The organism is Streptomyces bottropensis ATCC 25435, from assembly GCF_000383595.1.
Classification (GTDB): domain Bacteria; phylum Actinomycetota; class Actinomycetes; order Streptomycetales; family Streptomycetaceae; genus Streptomyces; species Streptomyces bottropensis.
On sequence record NZ_KB911581.1, the window covers coordinates 6,396,561 to 6,416,835 of the forward strand.

At 71.6% G+C, this 20,275-nt stretch carries 15 protein-coding genes; 9 read left to right on the plus strand and 6 right to left on the minus strand.

Annotated features, from left to right (window positions below):
• Nucleotides 1–2 precede the first annotated feature (2 nt).
• The 4 genes from STRBO_RS0128555 to STRBO_RS0128570 are packed head-to-tail and all read left to right on the plus strand — an operon-like array spanning nt 3 to nt 7,507.
• Complete coding sequence (locus STRBO_RS0128555) at nt 3–983, plus strand: alkaline phosphatase family protein (RefSeq protein ID WP_020115206.1); 981 nt, start codon at nt 3–5, stop codon at nt 981–983.
• Nucleotides 980–3,937 carry a glycoside hydrolase family 2 TIM barrel-domain containing protein gene (locus tag STRBO_RS0128560; RefSeq protein ID WP_005484756.1) on the plus strand — a complete coding sequence of 986 codons (2,958 nt, stop codon included), beginning with the start codon at nt 980–982 and terminating at the stop codon, nt 3,935–3,937. The genes STRBO_RS0128555 and STRBO_RS0128560 overlap by 4 nt, the downstream gene beginning before the upstream one ends.
• Nucleotides 3,938–3,962: 25 nt before the next feature.
• Nucleotides 3,963–5,795: a LamG-like jellyroll fold domain-containing protein gene (locus STRBO_RS0128565; RefSeq protein ID WP_005484757.1), complete on the plus strand. Its 1,833-nt coding sequence runs from the start codon at nt 3,963–3,965 to the stop codon at nt 5,793–5,795.
• 23 nt (nt 5,796–5,818) lie between these two features.
• The gene (locus STRBO_RS0128570) at nt 5,819–7,507 is read left to right on the plus strand and encodes a PHP domain-containing protein (RefSeq protein ID WP_005484758.1); all 1,689 of its coding nucleotides are present in this window, start codon (nt 5,819–5,821) and stop codon (nt 7,505–7,507) included.
• A gap of 72 nt (nt 7,508–7,579) precedes the next feature.
• Here STRBO_RS0128570 and STRBO_RS0128575 read toward each other — a convergent pair whose 3' ends face one another.
• The 4 genes from STRBO_RS0128575 to STRBO_RS0128590 form a co-directional block, all read right to left on the minus strand.
• Complete coding sequence (locus tag STRBO_RS0128575; RefSeq protein WP_005484759.1) at nt 7,580–8,035, minus strand: MaoC family dehydratase; 456 nt, start codon at nt 8,033–8,035, stop codon at nt 7,580–7,582.
• A 30-nt stretch (nt 8,036–8,065) separates the two neighbouring features.
• Nucleotides 8,066–9,574: an o-succinylbenzoate--CoA ligase gene (menE, locus tag STRBO_RS0128580; RefSeq protein WP_005484761.1), complete on the minus strand. Its 1,509-nt coding sequence runs from the start codon at nt 9,572–9,574 to the stop codon at nt 8,066–8,068.
• A 76-nt stretch (nt 9,575–9,650) separates the two neighbouring features.
• Entirely contained in the window at nt 9,651–10,526 is an 876-nt protein-coding gene (locus tag STRBO_RS0128585; protein WP_028796896.1) for an amidohydrolase family protein, read from the minus strand.
• A 20-nt stretch (nt 10,527–10,546) separates the two neighbouring features.
• Nucleotides 10,547–11,464, minus strand: coding sequence for an SDR family NAD(P)-dependent oxidoreductase (locus STRBO_RS0128590; protein WP_005484764.1), 918 nt, complete (start codon nt 11,462–11,464; stop codon nt 10,547–10,549).
• A 240-nt stretch (nt 11,465–11,704) separates the two neighbouring features.
• Here STRBO_RS0128590 and STRBO_RS0128595 point away from each other — a divergent pair, with 240 nt between their 5' ends.
• Both STRBO_RS0128595 and STRBO_RS0128600 read left to right on the plus strand, forming a co-directional pair.
• Complete coding sequence (locus STRBO_RS0128595) at nt 11,705–12,130, plus strand: MarR family winged helix-turn-helix transcriptional regulator (protein WP_005484765.1); 426 nt, start codon at nt 11,705–11,707, stop codon at nt 12,128–12,130.
• A gap of 4 nt (nt 12,131–12,134) precedes the next feature.
• On the plus strand, nt 12,135–13,028 hold the full coding sequence (locus STRBO_RS0128600; protein ID WP_005484766.1) for an IclR family transcriptional regulator: 894 nt from the start codon (nt 12,135–12,137) through the stop codon (nt 13,026–13,028).
• Between the two features lie 25 nt (nt 13,029–13,053).
• Here the strand turns inward: STRBO_RS0128600 and STRBO_RS0128605 are convergent, their stop codons facing one another.
• Nucleotides 13,054–14,151 (minus strand): EstA family serine hydrolase, encoded by a 1,098-nt coding sequence (locus tag STRBO_RS0128605; protein WP_028796897.1) that lies wholly within the window; start codon nt 14,149–14,151, stop codon nt 13,054–13,056.
• 426 nt (nt 14,152–14,577) lie between these two features.
• On the opposite strand from STRBO_RS0128605, the gene STRBO_RS0128610 reads away from it, so the two are divergent.
• A complete protein-coding gene (locus STRBO_RS0128610; protein WP_005484768.1) occupies nt 14,578–15,966 on the plus strand; it encodes a glycoside hydrolase family 16 protein in 1,389 nt (462 codons plus the stop codon).
• Between the two features lie 57 nt (nt 15,967–16,023).
• On the opposite strand, the gene STRBO_RS0128615 is transcribed toward STRBO_RS0128610, so the two are convergent.
• On the minus strand, nt 16,024–16,923 hold the full coding sequence (locus tag STRBO_RS0128615; RefSeq protein ID WP_020115207.1) for a helix-turn-helix domain-containing protein: 900 nt from the start codon (nt 16,921–16,923) through the stop codon (nt 16,024–16,026).
• Nucleotides 16,924–17,057: 134 nt separating this feature from the next.
• Between STRBO_RS0128615 and tkt the strand changes: the two genes are divergently transcribed.
• Together tkt and tal are read left to right on the plus strand one after the other, a co-directional pair.
• A complete protein-coding gene (gene tkt / locus STRBO_RS0128620; RefSeq protein ID WP_020115208.1) occupies nt 17,058–19,118 on the plus strand; it encodes a transketolase in 2,061 nt (686 codons plus the stop codon).
• A 35-nt stretch (nt 19,119–19,153) separates the two neighbouring features.
• Nucleotides 19,154–20,272 (plus strand): transaldolase, encoded by a 1,119-nt coding sequence (tal, locus tag STRBO_RS0128625; protein ID WP_005477905.1) that lies wholly within the window; start codon nt 19,154–19,156, stop codon nt 20,270–20,272.
• Nucleotides 20,273–20,275: the final 3 nt, after the last annotated feature.

The window sequence follows — 20,275 nt, forward strand, 5'->3', positions numbered from 1 at the left end:
AGATGGCGGACCCCGACGGCGCCGGAGGGCCGGGGCGCGGCAAGGTGCTCGTGGTCGGGATGGACGGGCTGCGCTACGACCGGCTGCCCCTGTCCCGGCCCACGGCGGGCCCGCCCCGCCCGCCGGCCACGGCGCCCGTGCTGCACGGCCTGATGGCCGCGGGCACCCACGGCAGCAGCCTGCTGCCCTACGGCGAGGTGGACGGCCGGGCCGAAGGCGGACCGTCCACCAGCATGGCCTACACCGACTCCGGTCCCGGCTGGTCCAGCGTGCTGACCGGGGTGTGGCCCGACCGGCACGGCGTGAGCGGCAACGACTTCGCCGGCGCCGACTACGCCCGCCACCCCGACTTCCTCAGCCGTGCCGCCACCGCGCGGCGCGGACTGCGGACGGCGGCCGTGGTGTCCTGGCCGGAGCTGGTGCGCCGGGGCACCCTCGGCCCGGCCGTCGGCATGCGCGTGGTGCACGACGGCGAGTCGGGCGGGTACGAGGACGCGGACCGCCTCGTCGCCGACACCGCCGAGCGCTGGCTCACCGAGGACGACCCGGACGCCCTGTTCGTGTACTTCGGCGCCACCGACGAGGCCGGCCACTCGGCGGGCCCCCTCGGTCCCGCGTACGACCGGGCGCTGCTCGCCCAGGACGCCCACCTCGGACGGCTGCTCGACGCGATCGCGGCCCGCCGCCGCGACACCCGCCGCGCGGACGAGCGCTGGACGGTCCTGGTCACCACCGACCACGGGCACCTCGACACCGGCGGCCACGGCGGCGACACCCGCGCCGAGCGCGAGGTGTTCGTGATCCTCGCCGAGCCCGGTGCGCCCGCCGGTACCCGGCTGGACGCGCCACGCCTCGTCGACCTCGCCCCCACCGTCCTGGACCGGCTCGGCATCCCCGTCGACCCCGCCTGGGGCCTGCGGGGCCGTGTCCTGCCCCGGCCGGCCGCCTCCCCCTCCTCGCCCCCAACCCCGGAACGGTCATGACCGACGCACTCTTCGCCCTGCGCCCCTGGGAAACACCCGAGGTGACCTCCTGGCGGCGGCTGCCCATGAACGCCGTCGACCGGCGCGACCGGGCCCTGTCGCTCGACGGCCGGTGGCGGTTCCAGCTGCTGCCCTCGCCCGACCGGGAGCCCGGCCCCGGCTGGTCGTGGGCCGAACTCCCCGGCTCCTGGGCGCTGCAGGTGGCGCAGGACCCGCCGCAGTACACCAACGTCCGTATGCCGTGGCCTCAGTTCCCGCCCGACTCGCCGCCCGAGAACCCGACCGGTGTGTACGAGCGGGAGGTCGACATACCCGCCGACTGGGCCGGACGCCGGATCGTCCTGCACGTCGGGGCGGCCGAGAGCGTGCTGCTCGTCCATGTCGACGGGCGGCCGGCCGGGCTCTCCAAGGACTCCCATCTGGCCGCCGAGTTCGACCTGTCCGCACTGGTCCGGCCCGGCCGGCCGGCCACGGTGCGGCTCACGGTGGTGAAGTGGTCCGACGCCTCGCACATCGAGGACCAGGACCAGTGGTGGCTCGGCGGGATCACCCGCCCGGTGCTGCTGTACGCCACCGATCCGCTGTATCTGGCGGACGTGGGCGTGCGGGCGAGCCGCGACGGGGAGCTGCGGGTGGACTGCCGGGTGCGCTCGGCGGCGGGCACGGGGACCGGCGCGCTGCCCGCCGGGTGGTACGTCAGCGGGGAGCTGGACGGCCTGGAGCTGGTCCAGGACACCGGGTTCGACCGCCTCAACGCCGAGGACGACCGGGTCTCCGACTTCCTCGGCGAGGCCCGTATGGGCACGATCGTCCCCGACGTGCGGACCTGGACCGCCGAGACCCCCGAGCTGTACGGCCTCACCGTCCGGCTGCACCGCGCGGACGGCACGGTCGCCGACACCTCCCACCACCGGATCGGCTTCCGCGACGTCGAGATCAGCGGCCGGGACCTGCTGGTCAACGGGGAGCGCGTCTACGTCCGGGGCGTGAACCGGCACGACTTCCACCCGCTGACGGGGCGGACGGTGTCGTACGAGGACATGCGCGCGGACCTGCTGACACTGAAGCGGTTCGGCTTCAACGCGATCCGCACCTCCCACTATCCGGGCGACCCGGCGCTGTACGACCTCACGGACGAACTGGGCTTCTACGTGGTGGACGAGGCGGACATCGAGTCCCACGACCACGCCCATGAGATCGCCGACGACCCGCGCTATCTCAGCGCCTTCGTGGACCGCGTCTCCCGGATGGTCCTGCGCGACCGGAACCACCCGTCGGTGATCGTCTGGTCGCTGGGCAACGAGTCCGACTACGGCGCGAACCACGACGCGGCGGCGGGCTGGCTGCGGCGGCACGATCCGACGCGGCCGGTGCAGTACGAGGGGGCGGCCAGGCTGGACTGGGCGGCGACGGACGACGCCTCCGACATCGCCTGCCCGATGTACGCGCCCATCGAGGACTGTGTGGCGCACGCGCTGTCGGGCGAGCAGACCAGGCCGCTGATCCAGTGCGAGTACTCGCACGCCATGGGCAACAGCAACGGCACTCTCGCCGACACGTGGGCGGCCATCGAGGCCACACCCGGTCTTCAGGGCGGGTTCATCTGGGAGTTCTGGGACCACGGCATCCTCCAGCGTGTGAACGACGGACGACCGGCCGGGCGTGGGGGCGCCGGGCTGTACGAGAACGGCGTCGCCGGACCCGGCCTGCGCTGGGCCTACGGCGGCGACTTCGGCGAGACGGTCCACGACGGCGCCTTCATCGCCGACGGGGTGGTCTTCCCCGACCGCACGCCCAAGCCGGTGATGTTCGAACACCGGGAGATCGCCGCCCCGGTGCGGCTGTCCGTGGAGGGCGAGGGCACCTGGCGGGTGCTGCGGGTGCACAACCGGCAGCACTTCCGCGACCTCTCGTGGCTGGCCGCCGAGTGGGAGTTCGCGGCGGCCGACGGCGGCACCTGGACCCTGCCGGCCCAGCTGCCGGACGTACCGCCCGGCGGCTCGGCGGTGATCGACCGGCCCGAGCCGGCGGGCGGGGCCGGCGAGGTCTGGCTGACCCTGCGGGTGACGACGGCCGCCGACGAGCCCTGGGCCCCGCGCGGCACCGAGGTGTGCTGTCCGCAGGTCCGCTGGTACCCGGCGGAGGAGGGCGAGCCGGTGGTGGGCGCCGAGGAGGATCCGGGGCACGTCCCCCCGCCGGAGACGGACGGGGCCGGGCTGCTGCTGCACCCGCTGCTGGCCTCCCCGCCGGTCCTGAGCCTGTGGCGGGCCCCGACCGACAACGACGTCCTCGGCGGCATGGCCGAGCGCTGGCGCGCGTGGGGGCTGGACCGCGCCGAGCGCGAGCTGGTCGCCGTGGAGCGCAAGGGGTCCACCGTGCGGGTGCGGTCCCGCTGGGCGACGGGCGCCGGGGTCGTCGAGCACGAGCAGGCGTGCACGGCGCTGGTGGACGGCCGGGTCCTCGTGGAGGAGACGGCGGTGCTGCCCGAGGAGCTGACGGACGTGGCCCGCGTCGGCACGGTGTTCGAGACCGCGGACGGTTTCGACCAGCTCGCCTGGTACGGGCAGGGCCCCTGGGAGAGCTACCCGGACCGGGCGGCCGGAGCACCCGTCGGACACCACGTCGCCGGCGTGGACGCGCTGTTCACCCCCTATCTGCGTCCGCAGGAGAGCGGAGGCCGGCACGGTGTCCGGCACTTCACGCTCTCCGGCGGCGGCCACGCCCTGTCGGTACGGCTGGACAGCCCCCGGCAGGTCTCGGTCACCCGGCACCGGGCGAGAGACCTGGCGGCCGCCGGGCACCACGACGAACTGACACCCCGGCCGGGCTGCGTGGTCCACATCGACGCGGCGCACCGCGGCCTCGGCACCGCCTCCTGCGGTCCGGACACCTCGCCCCCGTATCTCGTCCCGACGGGCGTCCACCGCTGGTCGTGGACGCTGCGGGCACTCTGACCCACGAACCCTCTACGGAGTAACTGTGTGCACCTCGCACGAACCGGGGCAGGAGTCTGCCCACGCCCACTCGGGCAGACGCAACTTCCTGCGCGCCACGGCCCTGCTGGGCGCGGCGGCGACCGTCGCGCTGCCCACCGCCACGGCACAGGCGGCACCCCGGCGCCCGAAGCCCGACCCCGGAAGCCGCCGCTTCACGCTCGCCGTCATGCCCGACACCCAGTACCTCTTCGACGGACCGAGCATCGACGACAAGCCCGTCGAGGCGTCCCTGAAGTACCTCCTGGAGCACGGTGAGGAGGAGAACATCGTGTTCCTGTCCCACCTCGGCGACCTCACCCAGAACGGCACCGCGCGGGAGACCGCGGCGATCGGCGGCGCGTTCCGGCTGCTCGACCGCAAGGGCGTCGGCTACAGCGTCCTCGCGGGCAACCACGACGTGCGCTCCTCCACCGACGACCAGCGGGGTCCGACTCCGTACCTCGACGAGTTCGGGCCGGACCGTTTCGAGGGCCGGCCCACCTTCGGCGGGGCCTCGCCGGACGGCTACAACTCCTTCCACCTGTTCGAGGCGGGCGGCCGGGAGTGGATGGTGCTCGCCCTGGACTGGCGGCTGTCCGCGAAGGGGTTCGCCTGGGCGAAGGACGTCCTGGCCCGGCATCCGAGGACCCCGGTGGTCCTCACCACGCACGAGCTGGTCGACGGGGACGACTCCCTCTCCCCCTACGGGCGGACGCTGTGGGACCGACTGGTCAAGGACCACGACCAGATCTTCCTCACCCTCAACGGGCACTACTGGCCGGCGGCGCGCGCGACGCGGAAGAACACCGCTGACAACGATGTCCACCTGCATCTCACGAACTACCAGAACCGCTACTTCGGCGGTGCGGCGATGATCCGCCTCTACCGTTTCGACCTCGACCGCAACACCATCGACGTGGAGACGGTCTCCCCGTGGATCCTGGGCCGGGCCGCCGAGGGGCTCAACGAGCTGGAGCGGCAGGAGAGCGAACTCACCGGCGACGCCGACCGGTTCACGGTCGAGATCGACTTCGACAAGCGGTTCGCCGGCTTCGCGCCGGTGCCCGCGCGGCCGTCGCGGCCGGTCGCGCGGATGCTGGTGCCGGGCACGGTCGCGTACTGGCGCTTCGACGGGCAGGAGGACGGAGCGGCCGTCGGCGGCAGGGTCCGTGACCGCTCGGGCCACGGCAACGATCTCGCTCTGGTCACCGTGGGCGGCGGCACGCTCACCTGGTCCGCCGACCACCACCCCGACCAGCCCGGCCACGGCAGCCTGGAGTTCCACGGCGGCAAGCCCCCGCTGAAGGGCGCGTATCTGCGGACGGTCGACGGAGCGCCGCTGAACTCCGAGACGTTCAGGGACGGTTACACCATCGAGGCGTTCTACCGGCTGCCCGCCGACTGGAACCCCTCGAACCACGCCTGGGCGGGCCTCCTCGGGCGGACCGGCACGGGCGGCGCGGCGGGCAAGAGTGCCGACGACCCCGACGAGCCGCTGGCCACGCTGTCGCTCTCGAACGACCGGGAGCCGCAGTGGGCGGTGCGCCCGCTCGACCAGCAGGGCATCGCGACCAACTGGGGGCAGGAGACCCCACTGGAGACGTGGTGGCACCTCGCCGTCGTCAACGACGGCAAGCGCACCACGCTCTACGTCCAGGGCTGCCCGGTCGTGCGCAACCCCAAGGCGAGGGCCGTCGGGCTGACCTCGGTCGGACTGCCGTGGATCCTCGGCGGCTACGAGTACGCCGGGAAGATCGACCAGATCCTGCACGGGCGTCTCGGTGACGTCCGCATCGTCGCACGGGCTCTGCCCGTCGAGTCGTTCATGAACCACTGAGACGCGAAGGAAGAACACCGATCATGTCCGACCTCTCCGGCACACCCGAGCAACAGCTGCCCACCTGGGCCGATCCGTCCGTCTCCGCCACCGACCTCGACGCACAGGGGGTGTCGCGCCGTGGGCTCCTGCGCGGCGCGGGCCTGTTCGGCGCCGCGTTCGCGATGGGCTCCGCGGGCGCCCTCGCGGCACCGGCCTCCGCCGCCTCCCGCCCCTACGGCGGCGAGGACCCGCGCCTCGCCTACCTCGTCGGCGACCACCACATCCACACCGTCTACAGCCACGACGCCAAGTACACGTTCTCCCAACTGGCCGCCGCGGGCGCGAAGTACGGCCTCGACTGGATGGTGTTCACCGAGCACTCCAACTTCGGGCACGCCGACTTCGGGGCCGCGCTGGAGCACAAGGAGATCCTGAAGGCACGGGCCGAGAACCCCCGGCAGCTGATCTTCCAGGGCCTGGAGTGGTACATCCCGGCCGCCGAGCACTGCACGGTCTTCACGACGCCCGGCCGGAACGAGGTCGACCTCCTCACCCGCTTCGAGCGCGCCTACGACGGCAAGCTGCTGAACTACACGGACGGTTCCGCGGGCGGCGCGGACACCGCCCGCAACGAGGCGCACGCGGTGAACGCGATCAAGTGGCTGGCCGAGCAACGCCGTTCCGGCTACGTGGACGACGTGCTGGTCCTCGCCAACCACCCGTTGCGCCTCGGCATCGACTCCCCGCACGAGCTGCGCAACTGGCGGGACGCTGCCCCCGAGATCATGATCGGCATGGAGGGCGCGCCGGGCGCCCAGGGCGCGGCGCTCCCCGGCTGGCGGGGGGCCACCTCGATACGCGGCGAGTACGAGAACAAGCCGTCGGCCCAGTCCTGGCCCGGTTACCCGGCGCAGGCGTTCCTCACGTACGGCGGTTTCGACTGGGCGACGGCGACGGTGGGCGGCCTCTGGGACGCCATGCTGGCCGAGGGCAGGCTGTTCTCGATCACCACCAACTCCGACGCCCACCGGATCGTCTTCGACACCTGGAGGAACGGCGACTGGCCGGCCGGGCAGAACTTCGACAACACCGGCAAGCTGCCGGACCCGGTGAACACCGACGCCCCGCAGCCCGGCAGCGACTTCTGGCCCGGCCAGTTCAGCCGCACCCACGTGGGCGTGACCCGCTACGGGTACCGCGCGGTGATGAGGGGCCTGCGCGAGGGCCGTGTCTGGGTCGACCACGGCCATCTGCTCGACGGCCTCGACGTCCGCGTGAAGCGGGACCGCAGCCCCGGCCGGGGCGTCACGCTGGGCGGCCGGCTGCGGGTCCGCAAGGGCGAGAAGCTCACCCTGGAGGTGACCGTGACGAGCGCGTCGCGCCCCAACGCCCAGGGAATCCTGCCCGAGTTGGCCCATGTCGACGTCATCCGGGGCGCGGTGCGCGGCCCGGTGACCGACCGGGACGCCTGGCAGGCCCCCGCCACCAAGGTCGTCCACACGAAGGACGTGAGCGGCCGCAAGGGCACGTACACCCTGCGCATCCCGGTCACGGCCGGGGACGAGTCCTTCTACCTCCGTCTGCGGGGCAGTGACGGCAGGCGCAACGGGGCGGGTCACCTGGGCGCGTCCGTGGACCCGCACGGCCCGATCCCGCACGCGCCGGGCGACGGGAACCCGTGGGAGGACACGTGGTTCTACTCCAACCCGGTGTTCGTGGACATACGGTGAACACCAGGGCCTGACAGGGCGTTGGGGGAACCGCGTGACCGCCAGGACGGTCCCACGGTTCCCCACGCCCCCCTACGCGTAGAACCTGGACAGGCTCTGCAGCACGGCCGCCGGCTTGGCCGCGCCCTCGATCTCGATCGTGCCGTCGACGGTGATCTGCACCCCGCCCGGCACGTCCTCCACCGAGGCCAGCCGGCCGACGAGGCGGATCTTGGACCCCACCTTGACCGGCGAGGGGAACCGCACCTTGTTCAGGCCGTAGTTGACCTTCGTCGACACACCCTCGACGTCCAGCAGTTCGGTGAACAGCGGGATGAACAGCGACAGGGTCAGGTAGCCGTGGGCGATCGGCGCGCCGAAGGGGCCCTCGGCCGCCTTCTCGGGGTCGACGTGGATCCACTGGTGGTCCCCGGTCGCGTCGGCGAAGGTGTCGATGCGCTCCTGGGTGACCTCGATCCACTCGCTGGTGCCGAGGTCGCTGCCCGCGAGCTTCTTCAGCTCGTCGATGCCGTTCACGGTGATGCTCATGGGGCGTTCCTTGTCTGGGAGTGGGTGCGTCTAGGAGTCGGTCCCGTAGCGCTTGCGCACCCGGGCCTTGAGGAGCTTTCCGGAGGCGGTGCGCGGAAGCTCCTCCGCGATCACCACCGACTTCGGGATCTTGTACTTGGCGAGCCGCCCGGCCAGGGAGGCCAGTACCTCGTCGGCGTCCAGGGCGCGGCCCTCGCGCGGGACGACGACCGCGCGCGGCACCTCGCCCCACTTGTCGTCGGGGATGCCGATGACCGCGCACTCGGCGATGTCGGGGTGGGCGAGGAGCTGGTCCTCGATCTCGGCGGGGTAGATGTTCTCGCCGCCGGAGATGATCATGTCCTTGATGCGGTCGACGATGAAGACGTAGCCGTCCTCGTCGACGCGGGCGGCGTCCCCGCTGCGGAACCAGCCGTCGGCGAAGACGGCGGCCGTCTCCTCGGGCAGGCCCCAGTAGCCGGGCATGACGTGCGGTCCGCGGACCACGACCTCGCCGGGCTCGTCGATGTCGACCGGCGTCATGTCCGGCCGTACGACCCGCACATCGCTGAAGAAGTGCGGCACACCCGCCGAGCCGGCCTTGCTGACGGCGTGCTCGGCGTCGAGGAAGAGGGTGCCGGGGGCCGCCTCCGTCATGCCGTAGCCCTGGAGGAAGGTGAGTCCGCGCTCCTGGAAGCGGGCGATGAGCGGGGTCGGCACCGGGGAACCGCCGCAGGACAGCATCCTGAGCGACGACAGGTCGGCGTCGGCCCAGCGCGGGTGCCGGGCGATCTGGTCGAACATGGTCGGCACGCCGAACATGAACGTGACCCGGTGGCGCTCGATCAGGTCGAAGGTGGCGTCCGGGACGAAGGACTCGACCAGGACGCAGGTGCCGCCCTTGAGCAGCACGGGCAGGGTGAGCATGTTCAGCCCGGCCGTGTGGAACAGCGGGGCGGAGACGAGAGCGCGTTCGTCGGCGATGACGTCCTGGTCGACGAGCACGTTGACGGCGTTCCAGATGATGTTGCCGTGGGTGAGCATCGCGCCCTTGGGGCGGCCCGTCGTCCCCGAGGTGTACATGATGATGCAGGTGTCGTCGGCGGTGACGGGCTGGTCGATCGGCTCGGTCTCGGCCCCGGCGAGGAGCGCCTCGTACTCCGCGCCGGTCTCCAGGAACGTCCGCACATCGGTGCCGTCGCCGGGCAGCCCGGCGACGAGCCCGGTGAAAGCGGGCCCGTACACCAGTGCCTTGGCCCCGGAGTCCGCCAGCTGGTAGGCGATCTCGGGGCCCGCGAGGCGGGTGTTGAGCGGGACGAAGACCGCGCCGAGCGTGCCGGCGGCGAACAGCGTCTCCAGGTACGAGGGGTGGTTGGGCCCCAGGTAGGCGACGCGGTCGCCGCGGCGCACGCCGGAGGCGCGCAGGGCGTGGGCGAGGCGCGTGGTGCGCTCGTACAGCTCTCCGTAGGTGAGGCTCGTGTCGCCGTGGATCAGCGCGGTGCGCCGGGGGGTCTTGCGGGCACGGCGGGCGGGCCACGATCCCAGTCCCTCATTGCGCATGTCTGTGCCCCTGTCCGTCGTTGCACATGGGGGTGTCCCTCACGGTCTCGTCATGGCTTCGTCGTGACGGCCACGGTCATGGCTTCGTCAGTCCGAGCAGCCGGGCGGCGTTCTCCTTCAGGATCTTCGGCCTGACCTCGTCCTTGATCGGCAGCTTCGCGAAGTCCGCGAGCCAGCGGTCGGGGGTGAGGACGGGGTAGTCGGAGCCGAAGAGGACCTTGTCCTTGAGCAGGGTGTTCGCGTACTGCACGAGCTGCGGCGGGAAGTACTTCGGCGACCAGCCGGACAGGTCGATGTGCACGCCCGGCTTGTGCGTGGCGACCGCCAGCGCCTCGTCCTGCCAGGGGAAGGACGGGTGCGCCAGGATGATCTTGAGATGCGGGAAGTCGGCGGCCACGTCGTCGACGTGCAGCGGATTGGAGTACTTCAGGCGGATGCCGCCGCCGCCCGGTACCCCGGCCCCGATGCCCGTCTGACCGGTGTGGAAGAGGGCGATCGTGCCCGTCTCCTCGATGACCTCGTACAGGTCGTAGGCCACCGAGCGGTCGTTGGGGAAGAAGCCCTGGATGCTGGGGTGGAACTTGAACCCCTTCACCCCGTACTCCTCGACCAGCCGGCGGGCCCGCTTGACCCCCGCCCTGCCGCGGAAGGGGTCGATGGAGGCGAAGGGGATCAGCACGTCCGCGTTGGCGGCGGCCGCCTCGGCGACCTCCTCGTTGGGGACGGGCTCGGTGCCGGTCGCGGACTCGGCGTCGACCGTGAAGATCACGGCGGCCATCTTCCGCTCGCGGTAGTGGGCGGCCGTCTCCTCCAGGGTCGGCTTCCGCTTGCCCTCGACCTTGAAGTACGCCGAGGAGGCGTCGTGCAGGTCGTCGGCCAGGGAGGCGTTGCCCTTGGAGGACACCTCGGCGTGGGTGTGGACGTCGATCGCGACCAGCTCGTCCACGTTCATGACGGGTTGCGCGGCACTCATCACGCCTCCGGGATCTTCGGGGCGGGGACGCCCACGGTCTGCGGTTCGGCGCCCAGGGAGGTCGGCCACACGTCGGCCAGGGCCTCGGGGGTCCAGCCGCCGTTCGCGTACGCCGTCTTGATCTCCTGCGGGTGCGACCAGAGTGCCACCTTGTCGCCGCCGATGCCGATGGCCTGGCCGGTGACACCGCGCGCCGCCTCGGAGGCGAGGAAGGGGACCAGGGCCGCGCAGTCCTCGGGGGTGCCGAAGCCCTCGCCCTTGCGCAGGAAGTCCGGGAACGGCTTGCCCTCGCGCAGCGCCTCGACGTACGGGGCGAAGACCGGGATGGTCTCGGTCATCGCGGTGGCGGCGACCGGGACGATGGCGTTGACGGTGATGTTCGCGCGGCCCAGCTCCATCGCCCAGGTGCGGGCGAAGGCGGCGATGCCGGCCTTGGCGGCGGCGTAGTTCGTCTGGCCGAAGTTGCCGCGCTGGCCGGCCGGGGAGCCGACGAGGATCAGGGAGCCGCCCTCGCCCTGCTCGCGCATGCGGATCGCGGCGGCGCGGGCGCAGGTGAAGGTGCCCTTGAGGTGGGTGGTGATCACCGCGTCGAAGTCGTCGTCCGACATCTTCCACAGCACCTTGTCGCGCAGGATGCCGGCGTTGGTGACCAGGATGTCGAGCCGCCCGAACTCCTCCACCGCGCGTCCCACAAGCCGGTCGGCGGCCTCGGTCGTGCCGACCGGGACCACCTCGGCCACGGCCCTGCCGCCCGCCTCGGTGAGGGACTTCACGGCCGCTTCGGCCACGGCCTCGTCGATGTCGTTGACGACGACGGAGGCGCCGGCGGCGGCGAGGGCCTGTGCGTAGGCCAGACCGAGGCCACGGCCACTGCCCGTGACGACGGCGACCTTGCCGGTGAGATCGATGCTGGGCACGAGGGGATCCCTTCGGTGGGGGTGCGACGACGGACGCTGACGAACGTCCGCCGACTGCGGCTGTGAGATCGAAGCTAAGAGCAATAGTTGTTGACGTCAATAGTTGTTGTTCTCCGGGCGTTGCGTCATGCTGGGACGGAACACCGGCACGCCCCCTGCCCGGGGCCTCGACCACGGGAGCCCGCCATCGCCCGCCAGCAGACGCAGAACGCCGCCCCGATCGACGCGCGCGAGCCCTGGATGCGCGCCCTGCACGCGGACACGGGTTATCTGCTGTACCGCCTGGGGATGCGGTCCGGGCAGCTGTTCAACTCCTCCCTCCAGGAGTCGGGGCTGCGGCTGCGGCACTACGCGCTGCTGCGCTTCCTGGCCACGTCCCCCGGGGCACTCCAGCGTGAGCTGAGCGCGTCGCTCGGGTACGACCCGAGCGCGATCGTCGGCCTGGTGGACGACCTGGAGAAGCTGAGCTTCGCCGAGCGGCGCCCCGCCCCCGACGACCGCCGCAGCCGGATCGTCGTCCTGACGGAGAACGGCCGCGCCTTCCTGCGGGACACCGACGAGGCGGGACAACGCGTCACGAACGAGCTGTTGGAACCCCTCGACGCCGACGAGCGCGAGACCCTCCACGTACTGCTGCAGAAGGTCGCCGAGGCCGGACTGGGGTGACGCCATGCCGATGACCGCCGACGCGCTCCCGTGGCCGGGGCCCGTCCCCCGGCAGCCGTCGCCGCCGGGGACCGCGCCCCGGACGGCCGCGCCCACGTCCACGGGAGCCGCCCGCTCCGCGCCGGACCGGCTCCTGGCCGTCCTGGCCGCCTTCGACCACGAGCACCCGGCGCTCTCCCTGAGCGACATCGGCCGCCGGGCCGGGCTGTCCCTCACCACGGCCCACCGGCTGGTCGGCGCGCTCACCGAGTGGGGCGCCCTGGAGCGGGACGCGTCCGGGACCTACCACGTCGGCCTGCGCCTGTGGGAGCTGGCCGCGCTCGCCCCGCGCGGGCTCGCGCTGCGCCAGATCGCACTGCCGTACCTGGAGGACCTGTACGAGGCCACGCACGAGAACGTGCAGCTCGCGGTGCGCGACGGCGACGACGTCGTCTACATCGAGTGGCTCTCCGGGCGCTCGGCCGTCGGTGTCCACATCCGGGTCGGCGCCCGCTGGCCCCTGCACGCCACCGGGGTGGGCCTGGCGCTCCTCGCCCACGGCGACACCGTGTCCCAGGAGACCTACTGCCAGGGGCCGCTGGCCTCGTTCACGCCGTACACGATCATCGACGCGCCCCGGTTGCGGCGCGTCCTCGCCGAGGTGAGGCGCACGGGCGTGGCCGTGAGCAGCCGTCAGGTCACCGAGGACGCGCTGTCGGTGGCCGCGCCGGTACGCGGCCCCGGCGGTGGCGTCGTCGCGGCCGTCTCGGTCGTGGTGCCCCAGGCAGGTGCCCAGGTACCGGTGTTGACACCCGCCGTACGGGTGGCGGCACGCGGGATCTCCCGCGCCCTGGGCTGGCAGCCGGACGAGCCCCGCCGGGGGTCACTGATCCCGGGCCGGGGCTCGTCCCCCTCGTGAGGGATGTGCGGGTGAGGCGTCGGGCTCAGGCCGACAGGCCCTCGTAGACGGCCGCGAGAAGCACGAAGGCCCGGTCGTCGGAGAGCCCTTCGTCGATCATCTGGTTCATCACGTACGCCACGGACATCCGGGCGTCGAAGTCGACCAGGACGATCGAGCCGCCCCAGCCGGCCCAGAAACAGGTGCGGGGGTTGGGCAGCTGGCCGCCGTTCAGCCCGTAGCCCATGCCGTAGCGCATCGGCACGCCCAGGACGCTGTCCACGCCGTCGAACTGTTCCTCCAGAACCCGCTCGCACCCCTTCTCCGACAGCAGCCGCACCCCGCGCGCCGCGCCACCGCAGGCCAGCAGCGACTGCACGGCGGCCACCGAGCGGGCATTGCCGTGACCGTTCGCGGCCGGGATCTCGGCGCGGCGCCAGGCGGTCGTGTTGGCGGCGCCCTCCGGGACCTCCGGGTTGGGCGGCGGACCGCTCCGGGGCGGGGAGGAGGGCGGCGGGATGATCGGCGCCACCCGGTGGTCGTGTTCGGCGGCGAGCCCGATGTGGAAGTCGGCCCCCAGCGGGCCCGTGACCTCCTCGGCGAGGAAGGTGCCGAGGCTGCGGCCGGTGACCCGGCGGACGATCTCCCCGAGCAGATATCCCTGGGTGAGCGCGTGGTAGCCGGCCCCGGTGCCCGGCTCCCAGGCCGGTGCCTGCGCGGCGAGCCGCGAGGTGACGGTCGGCCAGTCGTACAGGTCCTCCAGCGTCGTGGGGGCCTCGAAGCGGGGCAGGCCGGCCGTGTGCGCGAGCACATGGCTGACGCGTACGTTCTCCTTGCCCGCCGCCGCGAACTCGGGCCAGTACGTCGCCACCGGCGCGTCCAGGTCCAGTACGCCCCGGTCGGCGAGCATCAGCACGCACAGGGCGGTCATCGTCTTGGTGGTGGACCACACATGGGTGAGCGTGTTGCGCTCCCACGGTGTGGTGCGCGCCGCGTCGGCGTATCCGCCCCACAGGTCGACCACCGGCTCACCGTCCACGAAGACGGCGACCGACGCGCCCACGTCCTTGTCGTCCAGCGAGGCCGACAGCGCCTCGCGCACTGCGGCGAACCTGTCCGTGCACGTGCCATGAGTCATCGCCATGAGGGGAAGGTAGCGGGGCCTCGCCGACGGAGCCATCGAATTGTTCGCCGGCACATCGCCGTTCAGGTCGCCGGAGCAGTTGCGCTCGCCGCGGGACGTCACCGCCGCGTCCGGCCCCGCAGAGCGACACGATTCTTCGTGGAGCCGGGCGAACCGAAAGCCCGGCCCTGCGCGTCCGCGGCCGGACATCGGGCGCCGTCGGCGGCGCCGGCCCCCATTCCTGGGCCGGACACCACCCGACAACGGCCGATCTTCACAGGGTGAACTCGCCCCTCGCGCAAGGACTTTCTCCGCTTTAACTCTTGACGGCCGCAGCGCCGGAGCGCACATTGACCGCACGCTCTTCTTGAGAGCGCTCTCAGGACGGGACTCCACGGAGCGCTCCCCCCACCCGCGCATTCACTCCGTACACCCGAAGAGGCCGCTATGAGTGAACCCTCCGGCACACCCCTCGGACGTCCCCGCACGCTCAGGCGCGCGTTCCTCGCCATGGCCGGCGCGTTGGCGCTGGCCACGGCGTGGGCGACGACCGCGCAGGGCGCCGCCCCCACACCGCCCGCAGGATGGACCCAGGTCTTCGTCGACGACTTCAACGGCACGGCCGGCACCGGCGTGAACACCTCCAACTGGCAGTACGCGACCGGCACTTCGTATCCCGGCGGCCCCGCCAACTGGGGCACCGGCGAAGTCGAGACCATGACGAACAGCACCAACAACGTCTCCCTCGACGGCAACGGCAACCTGCGCATCACCCCGGTCCGCGACTCGGCGGGCAGGTGGACGTCCGGCCGGATCGAGACCAAGCGCACCGACTTCCAGCCCCCGGCGGGCGGCAAACTGCGGGTCGAGTCCCGGCTCCAGATGCCGAACGTGACCGGGACGGCCGCCGAGGGCTACTGGCCGGCGTTCTGGATGCTGGGCGCTCCCTACCGGGGCAACTACCAGAACTGGCCGAGCGTCGGCGAGCTGGACATCATGGAGAACGTGCAGGGCCGCAACCAGGTCTGGGCCACGATCCACTGCGGCACCAACCCGGGCGGCCCGTGCAACGAGACGACCGGCATCGGCAACTCCACCGTGTGCCCGGGCACGACCTGCCAGTCCGGCTTCCACACGTACACCATGGAGTGGGACCGCTCGGTGACCCCCGAGACGATCCGGTTCTCCGTCGACGGCACACAGTTCCATTCGGTCAACGCCAACCAGGTCGACGCGACCACCTGGTCCAACGCCACCGACCACGGCTTCTTCATCATCCTCAACGTGGCGATGGGCGGCGCCTTCCCGGACGCGTTCGGCGGCGGCCTGGACGGCGACACCCGCTCCGGCGTCCCCATGGTCGTCGACTACGTGCAGGTGCTGTCGGCCGGTGGCGGCACGACCACCCCGCCCCCGACGGGCACCCGTGACGCGTACAGCGCCATCCAGGCCGAGTCGTACGACAGCCAGAGCGGCACCCTCACCGAGGCCACGACCGACTCCGGCGGCGGTCAGAACATCGGCGCGCTGGCCAACGGCGACTGGGCACTGTTCCAAGACGTCGACTTCGGTTCCACGGCCGCGAGGCAGTTCGTCGCCCGCGTGGCCTCCGGCGCCAACTCGGGGGTGAGCGGCCTCGTCGAGGTCAGGCTCGACAGCCGGTCGAACGCGCCGGTGGGCAGTTTCTCGATCGCCGGCACCGGGGGCTGGCAGTCCTGGCGGACGGTGCCGGCGAACATCAGTGGGGTCACCGGCACCCATGACGTCTATCTGACCTTCACGAGCGGGCAGTCGCAGGACTTCGTGAACGTGAACTGGTTCAACTTCGGCCGCTGACGGACGGCTTGGGCGAGGGGCGGGCTCCACGGCGTGGAGCCCGCCCCTCGTCGCGCGTCACCGCATCTCCGCCCGGAACGCCACCGGCGTGGTCCCGGTGTGCAGATGGAAGAACTTGGAGAAGTTGGCCGCGTCGGGGAATCCGACGGCCGCGCCGACGCGGCCGATCGGCAGATCCGTGTGGGCCAGCAGCCGTTTCGCCTCCAGGACGACCCGCTTGTCGATGAACCCCTTGGGTGTCTCGCCGGTCGCGGCGCGGACCGCGCGGACGAGGGTGCGGCGGGAGCAGCCGAGGTCGTCGGCGTAGGCGCTGACGCTGTGGTTGCCGGCGAACCCCCGCTCGACGGCGTCCCTGAAGCGGGTGAAGGCCGTGTCGTCGGGCCGGCTCGCCGACTCGGCCGAGGCGGCGGCGAGATGGGCCAGGCGCAGCAGGAAGGCCGTCAGGCAGTGCCGCAGCACGGCGGCGTGCAGACCGAGCGGCAGGGTGGCGGTCGGCGCGGTCGCGTCGGCGTACTCGCGTTCCAGTTGGGCCAACGAGGCGCGCAGGGCCGTCAGTTGCTCCTTGCCGGGGCGAAGCAGCGGCGGCAGGTCGTAGCGGTAGAGGCCGGTCGCCTCGACGGTGGCGCGGGGCAGGAAGCCCGGTTGCATGGTGAGGGCCCTCCCGCGGTACTCGCTCACGCGTGAGAATCGATGCACCTGCCCCGGACGGATCCACAACAGGTCGCCCGCGCCCACCTCGTACTCGGTGAAGTCGACCATGTGGCGCACCGGACCGTCGTCGAACAGCAGCACCACGTGGAAGTCGATGCGGTGGACCCCCTCCAGGGGTATGTCCGCGCGCCACAGCTCACCGTCGTCCATCGGGCCCACCCGCATCCCGACACCGGAGAGGCCGTCGTCGACGGGGAAAGGGAAGGTCTTGATCCGGTCGCCGTCCGGGAAGTCTCTTTCCGTCATGTCCTCGCCGCCGCGTCGTCGGTGTCCCAGTTTCACCGAAGGCTGGCACACGACGACCTACCCCATCAAAAGTCAGACTTTTACTTTTGAATGCGCTAGACCAATTCCGCCGTCTCAGCGAGGACTTCTTGAACATGAACTGGACAGAACTCGACCGGCGCGCCGTCGACACCGCCCGCCTGCTGGCCGCCGACGCCGTGCAGAAGGCCGGCAACGGGCACCCGGGTACGGCGATGAGCCTCGCGCCCGTCGCGTACACGCTCTTTCAGAAGGTGATGCGACACGATCCCGCCGACCCCGAGTGGACGGGCCGCGACCGCTTCGTCCTCTCCCCCGGCCACACCTCGCTGACCCTCTACACCCAGCTCCATCTCGCCGGGTACGAGCTGGAGCTGGAGGACCTCAAGGCGTTCCGGACGCACGGTTCGAAGACGCCGGGCCATCCCGAGTACGGGCACACGGCCGGTGTGGAGACCACCACCGGTCCGCTGGGCCAGGGCGTCGCCAACGCCGTGGGCATGGCGATGGCCGCCCGCTACGAGCGCGGTCTGTTCGACCCGGACGCGCCCGAGGGGGCGTCCCCGTTCGACCACACCATCTGGGCGATCGTCTCCGACGGCGACCTGGAGGAGGGCATCTCGGCGGAGGCCTCGTCGCTGGCGGGCCATCAGCAGCTGGGCAACCTGGTCTTCCTGTACGACGACAACCACATCTCCATCGAGGGCGACACGGCCACCGCGTTCTCCGAGGACGTGCTCAAGCGGTACGAGGCGTACGGCTGGCACGTCCAGCGGATCGACCCCGCGTTCAACGGCAACATCGACGTGCACGCCCTGCACGACGCGCTGCTGGCCGCGCGGGAGGAGACCTCGCGCCCCTCGATCATCGCGATGCGCACGATCATCGCCTGGCCGGCGCCGAACGCGCAGAACACCGAGGCCGCGCACGGCTCGGCGCTCGGCGCGGACGAGGTCGCCGCCACCAAGCGGGTCCTCGGCTTCGACGCGGAGAAGACCTTCGCCGTCGCCGACGACGTGCTCGCCCACACCCGGCGGGCACTCGACCGGGGCGCCGAGGCGCACGCCGCCTGGGACAGGCGGATCGCCGAGTGGCGTGCCGCCTCACCCGAACGGGCCGGCCTGTTCGACCGGGTGGTCGCGGGCCGGCTGCCCGAGGGCTGGGAGCAAGCGTTGCCCGTCTTCGAGGAGGGCACGTCGGTGGCGACCCGTGCCGCGTCCGGCAAGGTCCTCCAGGCGCTGGGCGCGGTGATCCCGGAGCTGTGGGGCGGCTCCGCCGACCTCGCCGGTTCCAACAACACCACGATCGACAAGACGTCGTCGTTCCTCCCCGCGGACAACCCGCTGCCGGAGGCGGACCCCTACGGGCGCACGATCCACTTCGGCATCCGTGAGCACTCCATGGCCGCGGAGATGAACGGCATCGCGCTGCACGGCAACACCCGTATCTACGGCGGCACGTTCCTGGTGTTCTCCGACTACATGCGCAACGCCGTACGCCTGTCGGCGCTGATGCATCTGCCGGTGACGTACGTGTGGACGCACGACTCCATCGGTCTCGGCGAGGACGGCCCCACCCACCAGCCGGTCGAGCACCTGGCCTCGCTGCGGGCGATCCCGGGCCTGAACGTGGTCCGCCCGGCCGATGCCAACGAGACGGCGATCGCCTGGCGCGAGATCCTCAAGCGCTGGACCAAGGAGTTCGGCAAGGGCGCCCCGCACGGTCTGGCGCTGACCCGTCAGGGTGTGCCGACGTACGAGGCCGACGAGAATGCCGCCAAGGGCGGTTACGTGCTCTTCGAGGCGTCGAACGGTGCGCCGGAGGTCGTCCTCGTCGCCACCGGCTCCGAGGTCCATGTGGCCGTCGAGGCGCGTGAGCGGCTGGAGGCCGACGGTGTGGCCACGCGGGTGGTGTCCATGCCGTGCGTGGAGTGGTTCGAGGAGCAGGACCAGGGGTACCGGGAGAGCGTTCTGCCGCCGTCCGTCAAGGCGCGTGTCGCGGTCGAGGCCGGTATCGGACTGACCTGGCACAAGTACGTCGGTGACGCCGGCCGCATCGTTTCGCTGGAGCACTTCGGCGCTTCGGCCGACGGCAAGGTCCTCTTCCAGGAGTTCGGCTTCACCGCGCAGAACGTGGCCGCGGTCGCGCAGGAATCACTCGCAGCCGCTCAGCGCTGACGCTCTACACACGACACGTAGGAGATGGAATTTCCATGACAGACGCACTCAAGCGCCTCTCCGAGGAGGGCGTCGCGATCTGGCTGGACGACCTGTCGCGCAAGCGCATCACGTCCGGCAACCTCGCCGAGCTGCTCGACCAGCAGCACGTCGTGGGCGTCACCACCAACCCGTCGATCTTCCAGAAGGCGATCAGTAGCGGTGACGGCTACGAGCAGCAGGTCTCCGACCTCGCCGCCCGCAAGGTCACCGTCGAAGAAGCCATCCGCATGATCACGACGGCGGACGTCCGGGACGCCGCCGACATCCTGCGCCCGGTGTTCGACGCGACCGGCGGCCAGGACGGCCGGGTCTCCATCGAGGTCGACCCGCGCCTGGCGCACAACACCAAGGCGACGGTGGCCGAGGCCAAGCAGCTGGCCTGGCTGGTGGACCGCCCGAACACCCTGATCAAGATCCCGGCCACGATGGGCGGCCTGCCGGCCATCACCGAGGTCATCGGTCTGGGCATCAGCGTCAACGTCACGCTGATCTTCTCCCTGGAGCGCTACCGCCAGGTCATGGACGCCTACCTGGCCGGTCTGGAGAAGGCCAAGGAGCGGGGCCTGGACCTGTCGAAGATCCACTCGGTGGCGTCCTTCTTCGTGTCCCGCGTGGACACCGAGATCGACAAGCGCATCGACGCCCTCGGCACCGACGAGGCCAAGGCCGCCCGCGGCAAGGCCGGCGTCGCCAACGCGCGTCTGGCGTACCAGGCGTACGAGGAGGTCTTCTCCACCGACCGCTGGAGCGCGCTGGAGAGCGCGGGCGCCAACAAGCAGCGTCCGCTGTGGGCCTCGACCGGCGTCAAGGACCCGGCGTACAAGTCGACGCTGTACGTCGACGAGCTGGTCGCGCCGAACACGGTGAACACCATGCCGGAGGCCACGCTGGAGGCCACCGCCGAGAGCGGTGAGATCCGCGGCAACGCGATCGCCGGGACGTACGAGCAGTCGCGTGCCGAGCTGGACGCGGTCGAGAAGCTCGGGATCTCGTACGACGAGGTCGTCCAGCTCCTGGAGGACGAGGGCGTCGACAAGTTCGAGGCGTCCTGGAACGACCTGCTCAAGTCGACCGAGGCGGAGCTTCGGCGCCTCGCACCCTCGGAGGGCTGAACA

Excerpts from the sequence above, each read along its gene's own strand:
- STRBO_RS0128555 (WP_020115206.1), top strand. The coding sequence starts at position 3 with ATGGCGGACCCCGACGGCGCCGGAGGGCCGGGGCGCGGCAAGGTGCTC.
- tkt (WP_020115208.1), top strand. The coding sequence starts at position 17,058 with ATGAACTGGACAGAACTCGACCGGCGCGCCGTCGACACCGCCCGCCTG.
- STRBO_RS0128610 (WP_005484768.1), top strand. The coding sequence starts at position 14,578 with ATGAGTGAACCCTCCGGCACACCCCTCGGACGTCCCCGCACGCTCAGG.
- STRBO_RS0128560 (WP_005484756.1), top strand. The coding sequence starts at position 980 with ATGACCGACGCACTCTTCGCCCTGCGCCCCTGGGAAACACCCGAGGTG.
- STRBO_RS0128570 (WP_005484758.1), top strand. The coding sequence starts at position 5,819 with ATGTCCGACCTCTCCGGCACACCCGAGCAACAGCTGCCCACCTGGGCC.
- STRBO_RS0128605 (WP_028796897.1), bottom strand. The coding sequence starts at position 14,151 with ATGGCGATGACTCATGGCACGTGCACGGACAGGTTCGCCGCAGTGCGC.
- STRBO_RS0128600 (WP_005484766.1), top strand. The coding sequence starts at position 12,135 with ATGCCGATGACCGCCGACGCGCTCCCGTGGCCGGGGCCCGTCCCCCGG.
- STRBO_RS0128575 (WP_005484759.1), bottom strand. The coding sequence starts at position 8,035 with ATGAGCATCACCGTGAACGGCATCGACGAGCTGAAGAAGCTCGCGGGC.
- STRBO_RS0128595 (WP_005484765.1), top strand. The coding sequence starts at position 11,705 with ATGCGCGCCCTGCACGCGGACACGGGTTATCTGCTGTACCGCCTGGGG.
- STRBO_RS0128615 (WP_020115207.1), bottom strand. The coding sequence starts at position 16,923 with ATGACGGAAAGAGACTTCCCGGACGGCGACCGGATCAAGACCTTCCCT.
- tal (WP_005477905.1), top strand. The coding sequence starts at position 19,154 with ATGACAGACGCACTCAAGCGCCTCTCCGAGGAGGGCGTCGCGATCTGG.
- menE (WP_005484761.1), bottom strand. The coding sequence starts at position 9,574 with ATGCGCAATGAGGGACTGGGATCGTGGCCCGCCCGCCGTGCCCGCAAG.
- STRBO_RS0128585 (WP_028796896.1), bottom strand. The coding sequence starts at position 10,526 with ATGAACGTGGACGAGCTGGTCGCGATCGACGTCCACACCCACGCCGAG.